This window comes from Streptomyces sp. NPDC007896, from assembly GCF_042959425.1.
Taxonomy (GTDB): Bacteria; Actinomycetota; Actinomycetes; order Streptomycetales; family Streptomycetaceae; genus Streptomyces.
In genome coordinates this window covers 962,555-978,407 of record NZ_JBIBKX010000001.1, presented here as the reverse complement: position 1 = coordinate 978,407, position 15,853 = coordinate 962,555, and the positions used below count along the sequence as shown (strand labels likewise).

Sequence of the window (15,853 nt, the reverse complement as noted above, 5' to 3'; positions counted from 1 at the left end):
TACGGTGTGTGACGGACAGTGGTGGAGAGGGGTTTGGGCGTGGCTGGGTGGAATGTGAGTGACATCCCTGATCAGCATGGCCGTACGGCCGTCGTCACCGGGGCCAACAGCGGGATCGGGTTCGTCACGGCGCGTGAGCTCGCGCGGCGCGGCGCGCGGGTCGTGCTCGCCTGTCGGAGCGAGGCGCGGGGGAGTGAGGCGGGGGACCGGATCACCTCCGAGGTACCCGGCGCGGACGTGGAGTTCGTACGGCTGGACCTCGGTGATCTCGACTCCGTGGCGGAGTTCGCGGCGACGTTCGACCTTGTGTACGGCGAGCGGCTCGACGTGCTGGTCAACAACGCCGGGGTCATGGCTCTGCCGTTCGCGCGTACGTCTGACGGGTTCGAGACTCAGTTCGGGGTCAATCATCTGGGGCACTTCGCCCTCACCGGGTTGCTGCTTCCCGCGCTGCTCGCCACCCCTGGCGCCCGCGTCGTGACCGTGTCGAGCATGTTCCACGTGCTCGCCAACATCGACATCCGCGACCTCGACAGCGAGCGCGGCGGGTATCGGCCCTGGGTCGCCTACGGGCGGTCCAAGAGCGCCAATCTTCTGTTCACCCATGAGCTGGCGCGGCGGCTGGCCGGTGTCGGGTCCGGTGTCGTCGCTGCCGCCGCTCATCCCGGGTACGCCTCCACCAACCTCCAGACCGCCGGGCCGAAGCTCGCGGGGCGCAAGGGCGCCGAGCGGGTCATGGAGATCGGGAACCGGCTCCTCGCGCAGAGCCCGGACGCCGGAGCGCTGCCCACGCTGTACGCCGCCACCGCTCCCGGCGTACGGCCCGACTCCTTCACCGGACCCTCGTTCGCGATGTGGCGCGGCGCGCCCGCGAGCTCCTGGCGGGCCGGGTGGACGCGCAACGACGCCGTCGGCGAGCGCCTCTGGAGCGCCTCCGAGCAACTCACCGGCGTGACCTACGACGCTCTCGCTCTGAAGTGACCTGAGCCCCGGCCTGCGAACGGCCCGCCTCCGGCCCGCGTCCGGCCTGAGCCCCGGCCCGCGTCCGGCCTGAGCCCCGACCTGCGTCCGGCCTGAGCTCCAGCCTGCGTCCAGCCCCCGTCCGGCCCGCGTCAGAGGGCGCTTCCGCTGTCCACCACCAGGTCCGTGCCCACGATCGACGCCGCGTCGTCCGACGCCAGGTAGAGGACGGCCGCCGCCACCTCCTCGGTCTTCGAGACGCGGCCCAGTGGCAGTTCGTGACGTACCCGCTCCACCCGCTCGGCCTCCGACTCGCCCGGCCGCAGCGACATCGTGGTGGCGGAGGCACCGGGGCTGACGACGTTGATCCTGACCCCGTCGGCGATGTGGTCGAGGGCCGCGGCGCGGGACAGCGCGGTGACGGCGGCCTTGGCGGCGGCGTAGGCGGCGACGCCCGGGCGGCGGGTGTGCAGGCCGATGGTGGAGGCGAGGTTGACGATCGCGCCGCCGGACGGCTGCGTCCGCATCTGTCGGATCTCCGCCTGAAGGGCGAGGAACACGCCGGTGACGTTGATGTCCAGTTCGGCGTGCCAGTCGGCTTCCGGGAGGTCGGCCAGCGGTGTTCCGCCGTGGAAGACGGCCGCGTTGTTCACCGCCACGTCCAGGGAGCCGAAACGGTCGACGGCCGCCTCGACGAGGGCGCGCACCTCGTCCGAGCGTGACACGTCCGCGGTCACTGCCAGCGCCTTTCCGCCCTGGGCCTCGATCAGCGCGACCGTCTCGTCGAGCGATGCGGCGGTGCGGCCGGCGACGACCACCTGCGCGCCCTCCGCGGCGAACGCCAGGGCGGTGGTCCGGCCTATGCCGGAACCGGCGCCCGTGACGAGGGCGGTCTTTCCCGAGAAGCGTGCGGTCATTCCGGATCGTCCCCTTATTTGACCGATCAGTTCAGTAAGAAGGTGTGCGCGGGCCTTGGAAGGTGGTCTTCAGTCGAGCAGCGTCAACGCCTGTTCCGCCGCGTCCTGGACCCGGGCCGGGTCCGCGGACGCCTTGCCCACCACCCGTAGGCCCTGCATCAGGACCAGCAGCATGCGGGCGAGGGTGAGCGGGTTCCGGTCGGCGGGCAGTTCGCCCTGGGCCTGCGCGCGGACCAGGGCCGAGTGCAGCAGGGTCTCGATGTGGTCCCAGTTGTGCTCGACGCGGCGGGCCGCGGCCGTGTCGTGGGGTGCCAGTTCGGCGGCCGTGTTGGTGACGAAGCAGCCGCTCAGGCGCCTTCCCTCGGTCGTCGCCTCGGTCGCGAAGCGGCGTACCACCGCTCGTACGGCGGGCAGTGCGGGACCCGGCTGGGAGAGTTCCCGCAGGAGTTGTGGATTGCGCGCCTGCTGATAGCGGTCCAGTGCCTTCAGGTACAGCGCGCGCTTGTTGCCGAAGGTCGCGTAGATGCTGGCGCGGCCGACGCCGAGGTGTTCGACGAGGTCCGTCATCGACGTCGCCTCATAGCCGCGCCGCCAGAACAGTTCCAGGGCCGACTGCAGTGCGGCGTCCGGGTCGAATTCCTTGGTTCTGGCCATGTGGGCGACCGTAGGGCAATCGAGAATGATCGGTCAAGTAAGACCGGGGTGACCGGCGGGCGCGAGGAGGTCCCGGTCACCCCGGCCGTCTGGAAATGGCCGTCAGGAAATCCGGACCTCGTACGTCGTCACCCGTACCGTCTCGTCGTCCAGGCACCGGCCCGACTCCAGGTCGAACCGCTGCTTCAGCAGAGGCGAGGCCACGAACGGGCGGCCCTGGTGGGAGCCCATCAGGCCCCGGGAGAGGACCGCCGCGCCGCTGAACGGATCGCGGTTGTCGATGGCGTACATCCGGCCCGCGCGGTCGAGGAAGACGGCCGCCTGGCCGCCGTCCGGGAGCAGGGCGGCGACTCCGCGGCCCGGCGTCAGAGCGGACAGGTCGCACAGCGCCAACCAGGAGTCCGTCAGGCGAAGTTGGACGGTGAGGGCGGTCGTTTCGGGTGCCAGGGTCATCGCTGTGCGCTTCCTTCCAGGGCTTCCAAGGGGCGGCGGCCGATGCTCAGCAGCGGCAGATCCGGCTTGATCTGGTCGCGCTCGGGGACGAAGCCGACGACCGGGTCGGGGGTGTCCGGGGCGTTCACGAAGGACACGAACCGGGCCAGTTTCTCGGGGTCGTTGATGGTCTCGGCCCACTCGTCGCGGTAGGCGGCGACATGCGCGGACATCAGCGACTCCAGTTCCTCGCAGATGCCCAGCGAGTCGTCGACGACCACGTCGCGGATGTGGTCGAGGCCGCCGGGAATCCGCTCCAGCCAGGTCGACGTGCGCTCCAGGCGGTCCGCGGTGCGGATGTAGAACATCAGGAACCGGTCGATCAGGCGGACGAGTTCGGCGTCCGAGAGGTCCTGTGCGAGCAGGTCCGCGTGGCGCGGGGTGGCGCCGCCGTTGCCGCCGACGTACAGGTTCCAGCCGGCGGCCGTGGCGATGATGCCGAAGTCCTTGGACTGGGCCTCGGCGCACTCGCGGGCGCATCCGGAGACCGCCGACTTGAGCTTGTGCGGGGAGCGCAGCCCCCGGTAGCGCAGCTCCAGGTCGATCGCCATGCGGACGGAGTCCTGGACGCCGTAGCGGCACCAGGTCTGGCCGACGCAGGATTTGACCGTGCGCAGGGACTTTCCGTAGGCGTGGCCCGACTCGAAGCCCGCGTCCACCAGCCTTGCCCAGATGAGGGGGAGTTGCTCGACCCGCGCGCCGAACAGGTCGATGCGCTGGCCGCCGGTGATCTTCGTGTAGAGGCCGAAGTCCCGGGCCACCTCGCCGATCACGATCAGCTTCTCCGGGGTGATCTCGCCGCCGGGGATGCGCGGCACGATCGAATACGAGCCGTTCTTCTGGAGGTTGGCGAGGAAGTGGTCGTTGGTGTCCTGGAGGGCCGCCTGCTCGCCGTCCAGGACATAGCCGCTGGCGCCGATGGTCGGGGCGAGGGAGGCGATGATCGAGGCGACGGCCGGCTTGCAGACCTCGCAGCCCTCGCCGCCCCGGGCGCCCTCACGGCCGTAGCGGTCCAGCAGGACCTGGAAGGAGGGGATGCGCAGCGCGAGGGCGATCTCGTACAGCTCCTCGCGGGTCTGGGAGAAGCAGCCGCACAGGCCGTGGTCGACCTCGACGCCGCTCGCCTCCAGCTCCTCGTTGACGAGTTGTCCGAGGACCTTGACGCAACTCCCGCAGCCCGTACCGGCTTTGGTGCACTTCTTGACCTCGGGCACGGTGGTGCAGGAGTGCTCGGTGACCGCGCCGCGGATGGTGCCCTTGGTGACGTTGTGACAGGAGCAGATGACCGCGGAGTCGGGGAGCGCGGAGGGGCCGAGCGTGACCGGGGCGCCCGCGCTCGCCGGGAGCACCAGCTGCTCGGGGGCGATCGGCGGCACGGAGCCGGTGAAGGCCCGCAGGGTGCCGTACGCCTCCGCGTCGCCGACCAGGATGCCGCCGAGCAGTTCGCCGTCGCGGCCGATGACCAGCTTCTTGTACGTGCCCGAGCGCGCGTCGGAGTAGACGACGTCGAGGCAGTCGGAGGTGGCGCCGTGCGCGTCGCCGAAGGACGCGACGTCGACGCCGAGCAGCTTCAGCTTCGTGGACAGGTCGGCGCCCGTGAAGCTGGCCTCGTCCGCGGCGATCGTCGCGGCGGCCGTCTCGGCCATCTCGTAGCCGGGCGCGACCAGGCCGTACACCCGGCCGTCCGAGGCGAGGGCGCACTCGCCGATCGCGAACACCTGCGGGTCCGAGGTGCGGCACTGGTCGTCGACCGTGATACCGCCGCGCTCGCCGACCGTGAGCCCGGTGTCGCGGGCGAGCTGGTCGCGCGGGCGGACGCCGGCCGAGAACACCACGAGATCCGTGGGCAGTTCGGAGCCGTCGGAGAGCTTCATCCCGGTCACGGCGCCGTCGTCGCCGGTGACGATCTCCTGGGTTCCCGTGCCCGTGTGCACGCTCAGGCCCATGTCCTGGATGGTGCGCAGAAGCGCCGCGCCACCGCCCTCGTCGACCTGTACGGGCATCAGACGCGGCGCGAACTCCACGATGTGCGTGGTCAGTCCGAGCCCCTTCAGCGCGCCCGCGGCTTCGAGTCCGAGCAGGCCGCCGCCGACCACCGCACCGGTCGTCGCCCTCGCCTTCGCGTACTCCTCGATGGCGAGCAGGTCCTCGATGGTGCGGTACACGAAGCAGCCCTCGGCGTCCTTGCCGGGCACCGGCGGGACGAAGGGGTACGAGCCGGTGGCGAGGACCAGGGTGTCGTACGTGATGACCAGACCCGAGCGCGCCGTGACCTGCCTGGCCTCCCGGTCGATCGTCTCCGCCGGGTCGCCGAGGTGCAGTTCGATGCCGTGCGCGGTGATGAACTCGGCGTCGGTGAGGGAGAGTTCCTTCGGAGTGCGGCCCGAGAAGTACGAGGTGAGTTGGACGCGGTCGTACGCCGGGCGCGGCTCCTCGCACAGCACGACCACACGGTGCGTGGCGGTCAGGCCGCGTTCGGCCAGCGCTTCGAGGAAGCGCTGGCCGACCATGCCATGGCCGACGAGCACGATGGTGTGCGCGCTGCCGTCGGTGGCGTTCGCCGCCGTCGTCATCGTCGTGTCCGTGGACATTCAGGAGCCTCCGTCGTTGGTGAGCAGGTGGAGCAGCGGGGCGCTGTCCGCGGGGGAGCGGTGCGGTTCCCTCCCGGGCCGAGGGTGAGGGCCGGCCGGGTCAGGGAGCGGGCGCATTCGAGGTCATGCACCGCAGCCTGCGACGCCGGTGTTACCCGGTCGCATCACGGCTGTTTCCCGGGAGGAACGCTGCCCTCAGCGGGAGCGGCACCCGGTTGTGAGGGTTTGGTGGGGTCAACCGAACCGTTCCTATGGACTGAGCGGGAGTGAGTCCTGTTGCCAGTACTCATGCTCAGCCGAGCGCCTCGAACGGTGTTGGGCGCTCTGGTTGCCCGCGTTCGCTCCATAGTCCGGCGGCACGCATCGTGTGCGTGGTCCGGGAATACGGGGGCGGGATCCCTCACGCCCAAGGGTGCCTGGTCCGGCCTGGACGGTCCGATGCCCCTGTACATCGCTCTGGTGTGCAGGGGGCTGTGTCGTCCGTCGCCGGACGGGGTGGCCTTGGGCGCGCCGTCCGATCGCCACGGCGGCAGCCTCGTGGCGGGTCGTCTTCCTGTTTTCGTGGGTGAGGGGCTTCTGCCAGTGCTGGGCGCCCCACTTCGAGGTATAGGCCGGGTCGACCGCGATGACCGCGATGCCGGTCCGGTCGGCCATGGAGGCCAGGCGGGCACGGAGTCTGCCGGTGGGCATGCCGGAGATGAGCTGCCGGAACCGGCGCTTGCGGCCGTGTTTCTCGCGCGTCTTCTCCGCTGTGAAGTCGAGGTCTTCGACGGCGATCGCCTTGACGCCGCAGGCGCTGGCCCAGTTCAGCAGCCGGATGAGGGCATGGCGGACCTGGGCGTCACGGTGGCCGGCCGGTCCGGACAGGTCGAAGGGGAAGCGGCGCGGGTTTCCGATCGGGTTGCCGTGGACGTCGAGGCGCCAGGCGGCGAGATGGTCGGCGTTCATGTCGACGCCGATCACGCCGTCCGCCAGGACCGCAGTCAGGGGGACGGTCCGGGACACCGGGATCTGCCAGGAGGCGGTCAGGTACCAGCGCCCGCGGGCCGTGTCGTAGTGGATGCGGTAGGCGATGGCCCGGTTCGCCTCCACCCGGTCCGCCCACTCCTCCCCTCTGTGCGGGAACCGCACCTGGCAGGCGAGGACGTACCGGCCGTGCGGGGCATTGGCCAGCTCCTTGAGAGGGGCTGGGAGCTTGATGCTCACCTCACCGTCCGCACTGACGCGGATGGTCTCGTTGCCGAACCGCTTCCCGGACTCACCGTCGGCCTTCAGGAACCAGCGCTCGGCCTCCCACCGCTGCCGCCACTCGGCCCCGGTGAGCTGTGCGGAGGGGAGGTGGTGACGGGTGCGGGCCAGGTGCTTGCCGCCCCGTACGACGTGCACGACCCCGACATCACGGTCCGTGCGAGCCTGCTCCAGCCGGTCTTGAAGGACGTGCAGGCGGCGGGCCTTGGCGTGCCACTCCTGCTTGCTGTGGTAGCCGCCCGGCGTCCGCCTGCCGCCCTTCTCCCGCAGAGGCAGAGACAGCCGGTGCCTGATCGTGCTGATACCGGCTTCAAGACTCTGGATGTGGGCGAGCCGGCAGCGGCGGGACAGGGCCCACTGGTCGTGGCTGGCCTTGGTGATTGCTCCCGCCCACCGCGAGGAGGACAGGGGTGTCAGTTCCCGCTTGCGCGCCGCCCACGCCTCACCGTCGTGTGCCAGAGCGTCCGCGCAGCGCGCCTTCAGATCACGGGAGGCCAGCGTGCCCAGATGTGCGCCTACCCGCCGCAACGCCTCCTCATCAGCAGGCGCGAGCTGCTTGAGCCGGGTACGGACCGCCACCCCCGAAGGACCGGACGCGAGCAGCGCCCAGCCCCGCCCGGGAGCGTCAGGGCTCACTCATGCACGCCAGAACACGCTCGTACTCAGGCAAACGCCAGCAGTTCCCAACCCCAGGGACCCCGGGGCCCCGGGCCGAACCGCAGAAGACGCCGAACCGCAGAAGACGCCGAACCGCAGAAGACGCCGAACCGCAGAAGGCGCCGAACCTCAGAAGACGCTCAGGCTTCATAGAATCCATGGACGGCACATCTACCCCGTCACATAGGGTCGCGATCATGCCCGACATATCGCTGACCGTCGTCGTTGTGCTCTGCCTCGCCTCCCTCGCGGCGGGCTGGATCGACGCCGTGGTGGGCGGTGGCGGGCTGCTTCTGCTCCCCGCGATGCTGCTCGGACTGCCGGCCGGCACACCGGCGGCGTACGCGCTCGGGACGAACAAGGCGGTCGCGATCGTCGGGACGACCGGCGCGGCGGTGACGTACACGCGCAAGGCGCCGGTGGATGTGCGGCTGGCCGTGCGGATCGGGCTCGCGGCGCTGGCCGGCTCCACGGCCGGTGCCTTCGTGGCCGCCGGGATGAGTACGGACGTGCTGAAGCCGGTCGTCATGGTGGTGCTGCTCGGCGTAGGGACCTTCGTCATGCTGCGGCCCGCCTTCGGTACGGCGCCCTCGACCGAGCCCGTCTCCGCGCGGCGCGTGCTGGCCGCGATCGGGCTCGCGGGCCTAGGGATCGGCTTCTACGACGGACTCATCGGGCCCGGCACGGGTACGTTCCTCGTCCTGGCGCTGACCGCGCTGCTCCACTTCGACCTGGTGACCGCCTCCGCCACCGCGAAGATCGTCAACTGCTGCACCAACGCGGGCGCCCTCGCGACCTTCGCCTGGAAGGGCACGGTGTACTGGCAACTGGCCGCGCTGATGGCCGTGTTCAACCTGGTGGGCGGCACGGTGGGGGCGCACACCGCGCTCAAGAGGGGCAGCGGGTTCGTCCGGGTGGTGCTGCTGACGGTGGTGTTCGCGCTGGTGGCGAATCTGGCGTACCAGCAGTGGATCGCGTAGGCGCCGCGGATGCCGGTCAGCGGCTGCCGGTGAGGTGGGCGAAGACGACCACGTTCCCCTGGTACCCGGTGGCCTTCGAGTAGTCGCCGCCGCAGGTGATGACGCGCAGTTCGGCGCGGGACGCGGCGCCGTACACCTTCTCGTCCGGGAAGTCGCGGGCGGCGTACACCTCGACGGCGTCGACGGCGAAGAGCGCGGTGCCGCCGTCGCGGCGTGCCACCTCGATGGCGCTGCCCTTCTTGAGGGCGCCGAGGTTGTAGAAGACGGCGGGGCCGTTGGCGTTGTCGACGTGGCCCGCGACGATCGCGGTGCCCCGCTCGCCGGGGGTGGTGCCGGCCTGGTACCAGCCCGCGAGGTTCTTCTGCCCGGCGGGCGGGACGTCCAGGCTGCCCTGCGGGGTGAGGCCGAGACCCATCAGCGGGGCGTTCACGCCGATGGAGGGGATGCGGATGCGCTCGGGCGGGGAGTGGCGGAGCGCGGGGGCACCCTGCGGGAGGGCGTCGCCGGTGCCGGCCTGGGCGGCGGAGGGCTGGGGCGGTGGGTGGACCTGGGTGCCGTTGTACAGCAGCCAGGTCCCTGAGCAGAGGGCGACCACGGTGACGGAAGCTATGACGGTGTTGCTGACCCGGCGCATGTGAGCCTCCTCTCGGGGTCAGGGGTTGTGCGGTTGTGGTCGTGACGGTGGTCGTGGTCGGGGCGGGTCCCCTTCCCCCCTGGGGTGGGTCCCCTTCCCCCTCCGGGCCGCGAGGGGCGTCGGGCCACGGAGGGGGAGGGGACGGCGGTACCGGCGGACGGACAGCGGAGGGTGTCCGTCAGATCCCGTCGCCTCTCGCCCGGCGATGCAGGAGCCAGGTACCGCCCGCGGCGGCGACGGCCAGGGCCGCCACTCCCGCCGCGGTCTGCACGGGGTCGGTGCCGAGTGCGCCGCCGACCCCGGTGTTCACATGCCCACGCGGCAGATGGATCTGTTCGCGTGTGGCGGTCAGGTTCACGATCAGGTCGCCGGTGACCTGTCGGCCGTGGGAGCACTTCGCGACGATCTCGTACGTCCCCGGCTGGGCGCTCGGAGGCACCTTGAACTGGCCGATCGCGTCCTGTTCGTGGGCGCTGGCGGCGAGCATGAAGATGCCCGCGCCGACCGCGCTGGCGTCACCCGTGGCGGTGCCGTCCGCGCCGCACGCCGCCGTGTTGACGGTGACGTCGGTACCCGGGATGACGGTGGAGGGAAACACCTCCAGGCTCTCCGTGGACCCGCCGTACGCGGGCGCGGTGGCGAGGCCCACCGCGGCGACGGCGAGCGCGGTACCGGTCAGCAGACGGGCTGTGCGTCGCATGGCTGTGCTCCTCCGAGGGGGCGCGGCCGGCGGCACCCCCAAGTGCCGCTGTGTCGGTCGTGCCCCTGCCCTTCCGAGGTAAGTGGCAGTCGGCTCGGTCCGCTTCCTGACAGAGCGTCACAAATGCTGGGCAAGGGCGCGGGGCGGGAGTGTCCGAGGGACCGGATCGATGGCGTTCCCGCAGGTCAGCGGCGTACGGCTGGTGTGTCGCGGCAAAGAGCCCGAAGAGCGCAGGGAGGGGGTGCGAACGGGTGACGGGGGCGGGTGGGAGGTGCCTTGACCTCAAGGATGGTTGAGCCTTTCCCCGACCGCTCCCGCTGCCCCGGCGCGAGCGTGTGCCGCACGCGCCGGGGCTGCCGGTCGAGGCCCTGCCGGGCGCCCGACGTTCAGCTCACGGACACCGCGGACCAGGCCGCCGCCACCGCGTTGTACTCCGTGCTCCCGGCCCCGTACAGGTCCTTCGCCGCGTTCAGCGTCGCCGTCCGCGCGCCCGCGTAGTTCGTCGAGGACGTCATGTAGACCGTCAGCGCGCGGTACCAGATCGCACCGAGCTTGTCCCGGCCGATGCCGGTGACCGTCGAGTTGTTGCAGGTGGGGGAGTTGTAGCTGACCCCGTTGATGGTCTTCGCGCCGCTGCCTTCGGCGAGCAGGTACGCGAAGTGGTTCGCGACACCGGACGAGTAGTGGACGTCGAGATTGCCGACCGAGGAGCTCCAGCAGTTCGCCGAGTTGCCGTCCTTGGAGGGCTGGTCCATGAACCGCAGGGCCGCCTTGCCGAAGCCGGAGCGGACGATCTTCTCGCCGATCAGATAGTCCCCGGGGTCGGTGGAGTTGTGCGCGTAGAACTCCACCAGTGTGCCGAAGATGTCGGAGGTCGCCTCGTTCAGACCGCCGGACTCTCCCGAGTACGTCAGCGCCGCCGTCTTCGACGTGACACCGTGGGACATCTCGTGACCGGCCACGTCGAGCGCGACCAGCGGCCCGAGCGTGGTCCCGTCACCGTCCCCGTATGTCATGCAGAAGCAACTGTCGTCCCAGAACGCGTTGTTGTAGTTGTTGCCGTAGTGGACGCGGTTGAACGAGCCCTTGCCGTCGCCCGCGATGCCGGTGCGGCCGTGGACGTTCTTGTAGTAGTCCCAGGTCTCGTTCGTGCCGTACTGGGCGTCGACCGCGGCCGAGGAACGGTCCGAAGCCGCCCCGGTTCCCCAGTGGTTGTCGGCGTCCGTGAAGAGGGTCGCCGGAGCGCGGCTGACGCAGACCCCGAAGATGCACAGGTCCGTCTTGTTCGCCGCGTCGCCCGTGTACGTGTTCCCGCGCGTCGGGTCCTTGAGCTGGTACGTCGATCCGGAGAGCGTGGTCTCCAGCGGGACCGTGCCGCTGTAGAGGGACTGACCGTCACCCGTCGCCGTCTCGATGCTGTCCCACGCGTCGATCTGCCGGCCGGTGCGGGCGTCGGTCAGCACCGTGCGGGCGACCGGGTTGCCCAGCGAGTCCTGGCCCACCGCGTTGGTGCGCCAGGCCAGCCGGGGCGCGCCGTGCAGGGCGTCCACGACGAGCTGGGGCTTGGCCGTCACCTTCTTCAGCGTCTCGCCGAGGTGCGCGGCGCGCAGCGCGGCGGTGGCCAGGTCGGCGGCCTCGGGGGCGGCGAGCGCGGGCCTGGTGGTGGGGACGGAGAGGTCGCGGGAGGTGGCCCGGTTCGCGCCGCGGTAGGAGCCGTCAGGGGCGAGGTGCACCACGAAGTCGCCGCCCAGGACCGGCAGGTCCCGGTACGTACGGTCGTAGCGCACATGCTGGCCGCCGTTCGCGTCGACGACCACGTCACGGACGCTGGTGCCCTCGGCGGAGGTCAGGCCCAGCCGGGCGGCCTCCTTCACCAGGGCCGCGGCGGCGTTGTCGATCGCGGTGGCGCGGCTGGGCCGGCCGACGGCGCCCGCGGTGGGGGTAAGCGCGGCCGCCAGCAGGGCGGTGGCGGCCGCGGCCACACCGGCCGCGGCCAGGCGGGAGCGTCGGGTGTGCGGTCGGGTACCTCGGGTCTGCCGTATTCGGATCCGACTCATCGGTCTCCTCGGGGAGGGGCGCTCAGACGCGTGGGGGCGCTGATGTCGAATCAGAGTTAAAGGTCCATGACATGTCATGTCCATAGCGCGTGCGTGATGTGCGCGAGGTGCGGCGAGAATCGTTTCTGCACCCTCACGAAAGGAGACGATCATGGAGATGGCCGCCGGGGTGGGCACCGGAACGGCCGCTGGGACGGCCGCTGGGACGGCTGCCTGGCTGACCGTGCTGACCACGACCGACGCCCCCGAGAAGGCGGAGGCGCTCGCATGCGGCGCGGTCGAGGCACGGGCCGCGGCATGCGCGCAGATCACCGGGCCGGTGACGTCCGTCTACCGGTGGAAGGGGGCGGTGGAGACGGCGAGCGAGTGGCAGGTGCTGTTCAAGACGACGGGTGCGCGGTACGACGCGCTGGAGGCGTATCTCCTCGCGGCGCACGACTACGACACCCCCGAGATCATCGCGACGCCCGTCGTCAGGGGGAGCGCGGACTATCTGCGGTGGGTCGAGGAGGAGACCGTGGCGGAGGAGAGCATGGAGGAGGAGAGCGTGGCGGAGGAGACCATGGAGGAGGAGAGCGTGGCGGAGGAGAGCGTGGCGGAGGAGACCGCCGAGTGACCGTCCCCTTCTTCGTCTACGGCACCCTGCGCCCCGGCGGGCACAACCACGACCTGTTCCTCCGCGGACGTACGGAGTCGGAGGAGCCCGGACGGATGCGAGGAGCCGTGCTGTACGAAGGGCCCGGATATCCGTACGCCGTCGAGGAGCCCGGAGGTGTCGTGCGCGGGGAGTTGGTCACCGCGCTCCCGGAGGCGTACGGGCAGTTGCTCGGCGCGCTCGACCGGCTGGAGGAGTATGTGCCGGGCGACCCCCGCAACCTGTACGAGCGGGTGGCGCGGGAGGTGACCCGCGCGGACGGCACGGCCGTACGGGCCTGGGTGTACGTGGCCGCCCCCGCCGTCGCCGCGCGGCTGCGGGCCGGCGGCACGCTCATCGAGGGCGGGGACTGGCACGTCCGTCCTCGAGGGCACGGGCGCACCTGTCCTTGAGGAGCCCACTCGTGCGGGTGGCGAGTCCGCGTGACTCCGCGCGCCCCCACGGCCGCGCCCAGGGCCTAGGGTCCCGCCATGACCGACAGCGGCATCACCCGGCGCCGTCTCCTCGCGCTGGGCGGCGCGGGTGCGGGGGCCGCTCTGGGGCTCGGGATCAACTCGTGCTCGTCGAGTCCCTCGAACTCCCTGTCCCCGACGAACTCCCCATCCCCGGCGAACCCCTCGTCCCCGACGAACTCCCCATCCCCGGCGAACCCCTCGTCCCCGGCCGGCACCGACTCCTCGCCCCGGACGAACGCCTCGGTCCCGCCGCACGTGTCCCGGGAGACAGGAGGAACGCCCTCGCCCAGGTGACCGCTACACGGTGAGCCGCGTCAGCAGCACCGCCGGAGCCTGCGGCAACGTCACCCGCAGCGCCGACCCGTCCCACACCACCGGCCCCGCCGACCCGTGCAGTACGTCGACCCGCACCTCCCGCCCCGCCAAGTGCGCCACAGGCAGGGCGACTTCGGGACCCTCGCCCGCCCTGCGCCACACCAGCACATACGTGGTGTCGAGGAACGGCACCCGCATCCCCAGCGCCACCCACGCGTCCCGCCACCCCGGCAGCCCCAGCGGCCAGAGCGGCACCGACTGGCACAGATCGCCCCGGACGGCCTTGTACGTCACCAACGCCTCCTGCACGAGGCTCAGTTGGTGCGGTGTCATGCGGTCCAGACGCCCGGAGAGGTGAACCCGCCCCAACAGTGCCGAGCCGAGGGTGAAGACGATCTCCTCGTCCGTGAACTCCGGCTGCGGGTACGCCCACACGGCCCCCTGCTCGGGCGGCACCGCGGTCGGCGCGGCGGCCGCGATGGGCGGGTAGCGCAGCGGGTCCTGCTGGTCGGAGGTGGACTGGAGCTGGGCCACGGCCAGTGACGCGCCGTCCATGCGCAGGCCGCCCGAACCGCGGTTCTCGACGACCAGCCCCGGGTGGCGGTCCAGGACGGCCGACAGCCAGGACAGCCAGGCGCGCGTGCGGTCGAGGAGCCCGGGCGCGGAGGTGGTGATGTGGTGGTCGAGCTGGAGACAGCCCACGCCCCACTCGCCGACGAGCCGGTCGACCGTCCGGTCGAGGTGCGCGCGGGCGGCCGGATGCGTCAGGTCCAGCTGGTGGCGGTCCTGTTCGGTGACGCGCGCACCGCCTTCGTGGCGAAGGAAGGCCTCGTCCGGCAGCTCGGTGGCGAGCGGACTGCGGACGCCGATCACCTCCGGTTCCAGCCACAGCCCCGGCACCATCCCGCGCTCCCGGATCCGGCCGAGCACGGCGTGGAGGCCGCCGGGGCCGGGGAAGCGCCGCGCCGACGGCAGCAAGGCGCCGACACTGTCCCGCCAGCTCCCGCCGCCGTCTCCGCCGCCGTCCCCGCCCATGTCCCCGCCCATGTCCCCGCCCGTGTCCCCGTCCCCGCCCTCGTCGTCGTACCACCCGGCGTCGACGCAGAAGTACTCCGCGCCCGCCTCGGCCGCCGCGTCGATCAGCGGCAGCAGCCTCTCGGTGGTCGGGTCGCCCATGAGGGTGTTCATGCGGTCGTCGAAGACGACGGGGAGCCGGTCGTGGTCGGGGTGCGGGCGACGGATCCGGCGGCGGTAGTCGGTCAGCGCGGTGAGCGCTCCCTCGAAGCCGTCGCCGAGCGCGAGGGCCGCGTACTCGGAGACGAACTCCGCGCCGGGGGACAGGACGTGACGCCATTGGTGGTCGTCCGCGGTCGGACCGCTCAGGGAGAGGTACGTGTGGTGGTCCGCCTCGCCCGCCTCCCACAGCCAGCTCGCGGCGGACTCGATCTGCCAGAGCCAGCAGCGCCCGTCGGTGCGGTCGGTGAGCGCGCCCATCGCCAGATGCCCGTCGGTGGGCCGGCTCCCGCGCCCGGCGAGCCGCAACCCGGCCCGCCCGTCGTGCCCGTGGAACGCCCGGCCGACGTCGGGCACGGACTCCCGCAACTCCTCGGCGTACCAACGGCATTCGGCACGCCAGTCGTTGCGCGCCCGGTGCACGTCGAGTACGTCGGGTGAAGGCAGCGCGCCCAGCAGCAGACTGCCCACGGAGCGCACGGTGACGGGCGTGTCGCCGTCGTTGCGGAGTCGGACGCGGGCACGCAGCACGGGCACCGCGTCCGGTGAGGAGTACTCGACGAAGACGGTCAGACCGCCCCGCCTGTCCCGGAGTTGGACGGTGAGGTGGTGCCAGCCGTCGCCGTACGCCGCATGGTGGGCGCGGTGGGTCAGGTGCTGCCCGAGCGCCGTACCGGTGAAGTGCGGCCCGGACCAGCCGGTGCCCTGTCCGAGGAGGGTCACGTCGACGAGCGGCAGCGCGGCCCCGGCGGCCTCGGCGGCGTTCTTGGGTTCCGGTTCACCGGGCACGGTCAGCCGGACCAGGCGGGGTGTGCGGCCGTCCAGATCGAAATCGGCGGTGAGTGCGGAATGGCCCCAGCGGTAGCTGAACTCCTGCGTCACGCGATCCCCCGCCGCCGAGTCGTTCCCGCACCGGCCCACAGCCACGGCACGGTGGTTGGCAGGGGTTCATGCTAGTGCCAGGGGCACCTGCCAACGGGCGTATTCCCAGGAGTCGTTCACCGTACAAAGGCCGGGCCGGAGGCTACTGGCGGTTCAGGGAGCGGGTGGCGCCCGCCGGTGAGCTTCAGGCCGGCTATCTCGCCGTCGTGCGCCGGTCCGTCGATCATCAGCGCCCGCAGCACCTCGGCGCGCACGGTCCGCTCGGGGCCCCAGGAGGCGCCGGCCGCGGGGTCGTCGGCGGGGTTCCCGCCGGGGTCGGTGGAGGAGGCGGAGGCGGGTTCCTCGCGGAAGTCGACGCCCTCACCGAGCGGAAAGGCCTCCCAGACACGGCGCTCCGCGGGCGTCAGACCGGCGGGATCGATG

The 15,853-nt window shown here is 71.6% G+C and carries 12 protein-coding genes and 3 pseudogenes; 5 read left to right on the top strand and 10 right to left on the bottom strand.

Annotated features, from left to right (window positions below; translation table 11 throughout):
• The first annotated feature begins 39 nt into the window (after positions 1-39).
• Positions 40-981: an oxidoreductase gene (locus ACFZDJ_RS04475; RefSeq protein WP_391056035.1), complete on the top strand. Its 942-nt coding sequence runs from the start codon at positions 40-42 to the stop codon at positions 979-981.
• Between the two features lie 131 nt (positions 982-1,112).
• Here the strand turns inward: ACFZDJ_RS04475 and ACFZDJ_RS04470 are convergent, their stop codons facing one another.
• The 5 genes and pseudogenes from ACFZDJ_RS04470 to ACFZDJ_RS04450 form a co-directional block, all read right to left on the bottom strand.
• Positions 1,113-1,877: an SDR family NAD(P)-dependent oxidoreductase gene (locus tag ACFZDJ_RS04470; RefSeq protein ID WP_168508555.1), complete on the bottom strand. Its 765-nt coding sequence runs from the start codon at positions 1,875-1,877 to the stop codon at positions 1,113-1,115.
• Between the two features lie 69 nt (positions 1,878-1,946).
• Positions 1,947-2,531, bottom strand: a complete 585-nt coding sequence (locus tag ACFZDJ_RS04465) for a TetR family transcriptional regulator (protein WP_391056032.1) — start codon at positions 2,529-2,531, stop codon at positions 1,947-1,949.
• A 102-nt stretch (positions 2,532-2,633) separates the two neighbouring features.
• The gene (gene nirD, locus ACFZDJ_RS04460) at positions 2,634-2,984 is read right to left on the bottom strand and encodes a nitrite reductase small subunit NirD (RefSeq protein WP_384905457.1); all 351 of its coding nucleotides are present in this window, start codon (positions 2,982-2,984) and stop codon (positions 2,634-2,636) included.
• Positions 2,981-5,614: a nitrite reductase large subunit NirB gene (gene nirB, locus ACFZDJ_RS04455; protein WP_391056029.1), complete on the bottom strand. Its 2,634-nt coding sequence runs from the start codon at positions 5,612-5,614 to the stop codon at positions 2,981-2,983. Before nirB ends, nirD begins: the two co-directional genes overlap by 4 nt.
• 249 nt (positions 5,615-5,863) lie before the next feature.
• Positions 5,864-7,498: pseudogene (locus tag ACFZDJ_RS04450) on the bottom strand (IS200/IS605 family accessory protein TnpB-related protein).
• Positions 7,499-7,716: 218 nt separating this feature from the next.
• Here ACFZDJ_RS04450 and ACFZDJ_RS04445 point away from each other — a divergent pair.
• Positions 7,717-8,499 (top strand): TSUP family transporter, encoded by a 783-nt coding sequence (locus ACFZDJ_RS04445; RefSeq protein ID WP_390927564.1) that lies wholly within the window; start codon positions 7,717-7,719, stop codon positions 8,497-8,499.
• Positions 8,500-8,515: 16 nt separating this feature from the next.
• Here the strand turns inward: ACFZDJ_RS04445 and ACFZDJ_RS04440 are convergent, their stop codons facing one another.
• The 3 genes from ACFZDJ_RS04440 to ACFZDJ_RS04430 form a co-directional block, all read right to left on the bottom strand.
• A complete protein-coding gene (locus ACFZDJ_RS04440; RefSeq protein ID WP_384905445.1) occupies positions 8,516-9,133 on the bottom strand; it encodes a class F sortase in 618 nt (205 codons plus the stop codon).
• A 178-nt stretch (positions 9,134-9,311) separates the two neighbouring features.
• Complete coding sequence (locus ACFZDJ_RS04435) at positions 9,312-9,833, bottom strand: hypothetical protein (RefSeq protein ID WP_360263456.1); 522 nt, start codon at positions 9,831-9,833, stop codon at positions 9,312-9,314.
• A gap of 386 nt (positions 9,834-10,219) precedes the next feature.
• Complete coding sequence (locus ACFZDJ_RS04430) at positions 10,220-11,890, bottom strand: M4 family metallopeptidase (RefSeq protein WP_391056025.1); 1,671 nt, start codon at positions 11,888-11,890, stop codon at positions 10,220-10,222.
• Positions 11,891-12,047: 157 nt separating this feature from the next.
• On the opposite strand from ACFZDJ_RS04430, the pseudogene cutA reads away from it, so the two are divergent.
• The 3 genes and pseudogenes from cutA to ACFZDJ_RS04415 all read left to right on the top strand — a co-directional run.
• Positions 12,048-12,407 (top strand): annotated as a pseudogene (gene cutA, locus ACFZDJ_RS04425) (divalent-cation tolerance protein CutA); the annotation flags it as partial.
• A gap of 95 nt (positions 12,408-12,502) precedes the next feature.
• The gene (locus ACFZDJ_RS04420; RefSeq protein WP_390927570.1) at positions 12,503-12,937 is read left to right on the top strand and encodes a gamma-glutamylcyclotransferase; all 435 of its coding nucleotides are present in this window, start codon (positions 12,503-12,505) and stop codon (positions 12,935-12,937) included.
• A 164-nt stretch (positions 12,938-13,101) separates the two neighbouring features.
• On the top strand, positions 13,102-13,308 hold the full coding sequence (locus tag ACFZDJ_RS04415) for a hypothetical protein (RefSeq protein WP_391056023.1): 207 nt from the start codon (positions 13,102-13,104) through the stop codon (positions 13,306-13,308).
• Here the strand turns inward: ACFZDJ_RS04415 and ACFZDJ_RS04410 are convergent.
• A complete protein-coding gene (locus ACFZDJ_RS04410; protein WP_391056021.1) occupies positions 13,298-15,430 on the bottom strand; it encodes an alpha-galactosidase in 2,133 nt (710 codons plus the stop codon). The genes ACFZDJ_RS04415 and ACFZDJ_RS04410 overlap by 11 nt on opposite strands.
• A gap of 167 nt (positions 15,431-15,597) precedes the next feature.
• Positions 15,598-15,852: pseudogene (locus tag ACFZDJ_RS04405) on the bottom strand (membrane-associated oxidoreductase); the annotation flags it as partial.
• Position 15,853: the final 1 nt, after the last annotated feature.

Coding starts and splice junctions, on each gene's coding strand:
- ACFZDJ_RS04470 (WP_168508555.1), bottom strand. CDS start 1,877: ATGACCGCACGCTTCTCGGGAAAGACCGCCCTCGTCACGGGCGCCGGT.
- ACFZDJ_RS04465 (WP_391056032.1), bottom strand. CDS start 2,531: ATGGCCAGAACCAAGGAATTCGACCCGGACGCCGCACTGCAGTCGGCC.
- nirD (WP_384905457.1), bottom strand. CDS start 2,984: ATGACCCTGGCACCCGAAACGACCGCCCTCACCGTCCAACTTCGCCTG.
- nirB (WP_391056029.1), bottom strand. CDS start 5,614: ATGTCCACGGACACGACGATGACGACGGCGGCGAACGCCACCGACGGC.
- ACFZDJ_RS04445 (WP_390927564.1), top strand. CDS start 7,717: ATGCCCGACATATCGCTGACCGTCGTCGTTGTGCTCTGCCTCGCCTCC.
- ACFZDJ_RS04440 (WP_384905445.1), bottom strand. CDS start 9,133: ATGCGCCGGGTCAGCAACACCGTCATAGCTTCCGTCACCGTGGTCGCC.
- ACFZDJ_RS04435 (WP_360263456.1), bottom strand. CDS start 9,833: ATGCGACGCACAGCCCGTCTGCTGACCGGTACCGCGCTCGCCGTCGCC.
- ACFZDJ_RS04430 (WP_391056025.1), bottom strand. CDS start 11,890: ATGAGTCGGATCCGAATACGGCAGACCCGAGGTACCCGACCGCACACC.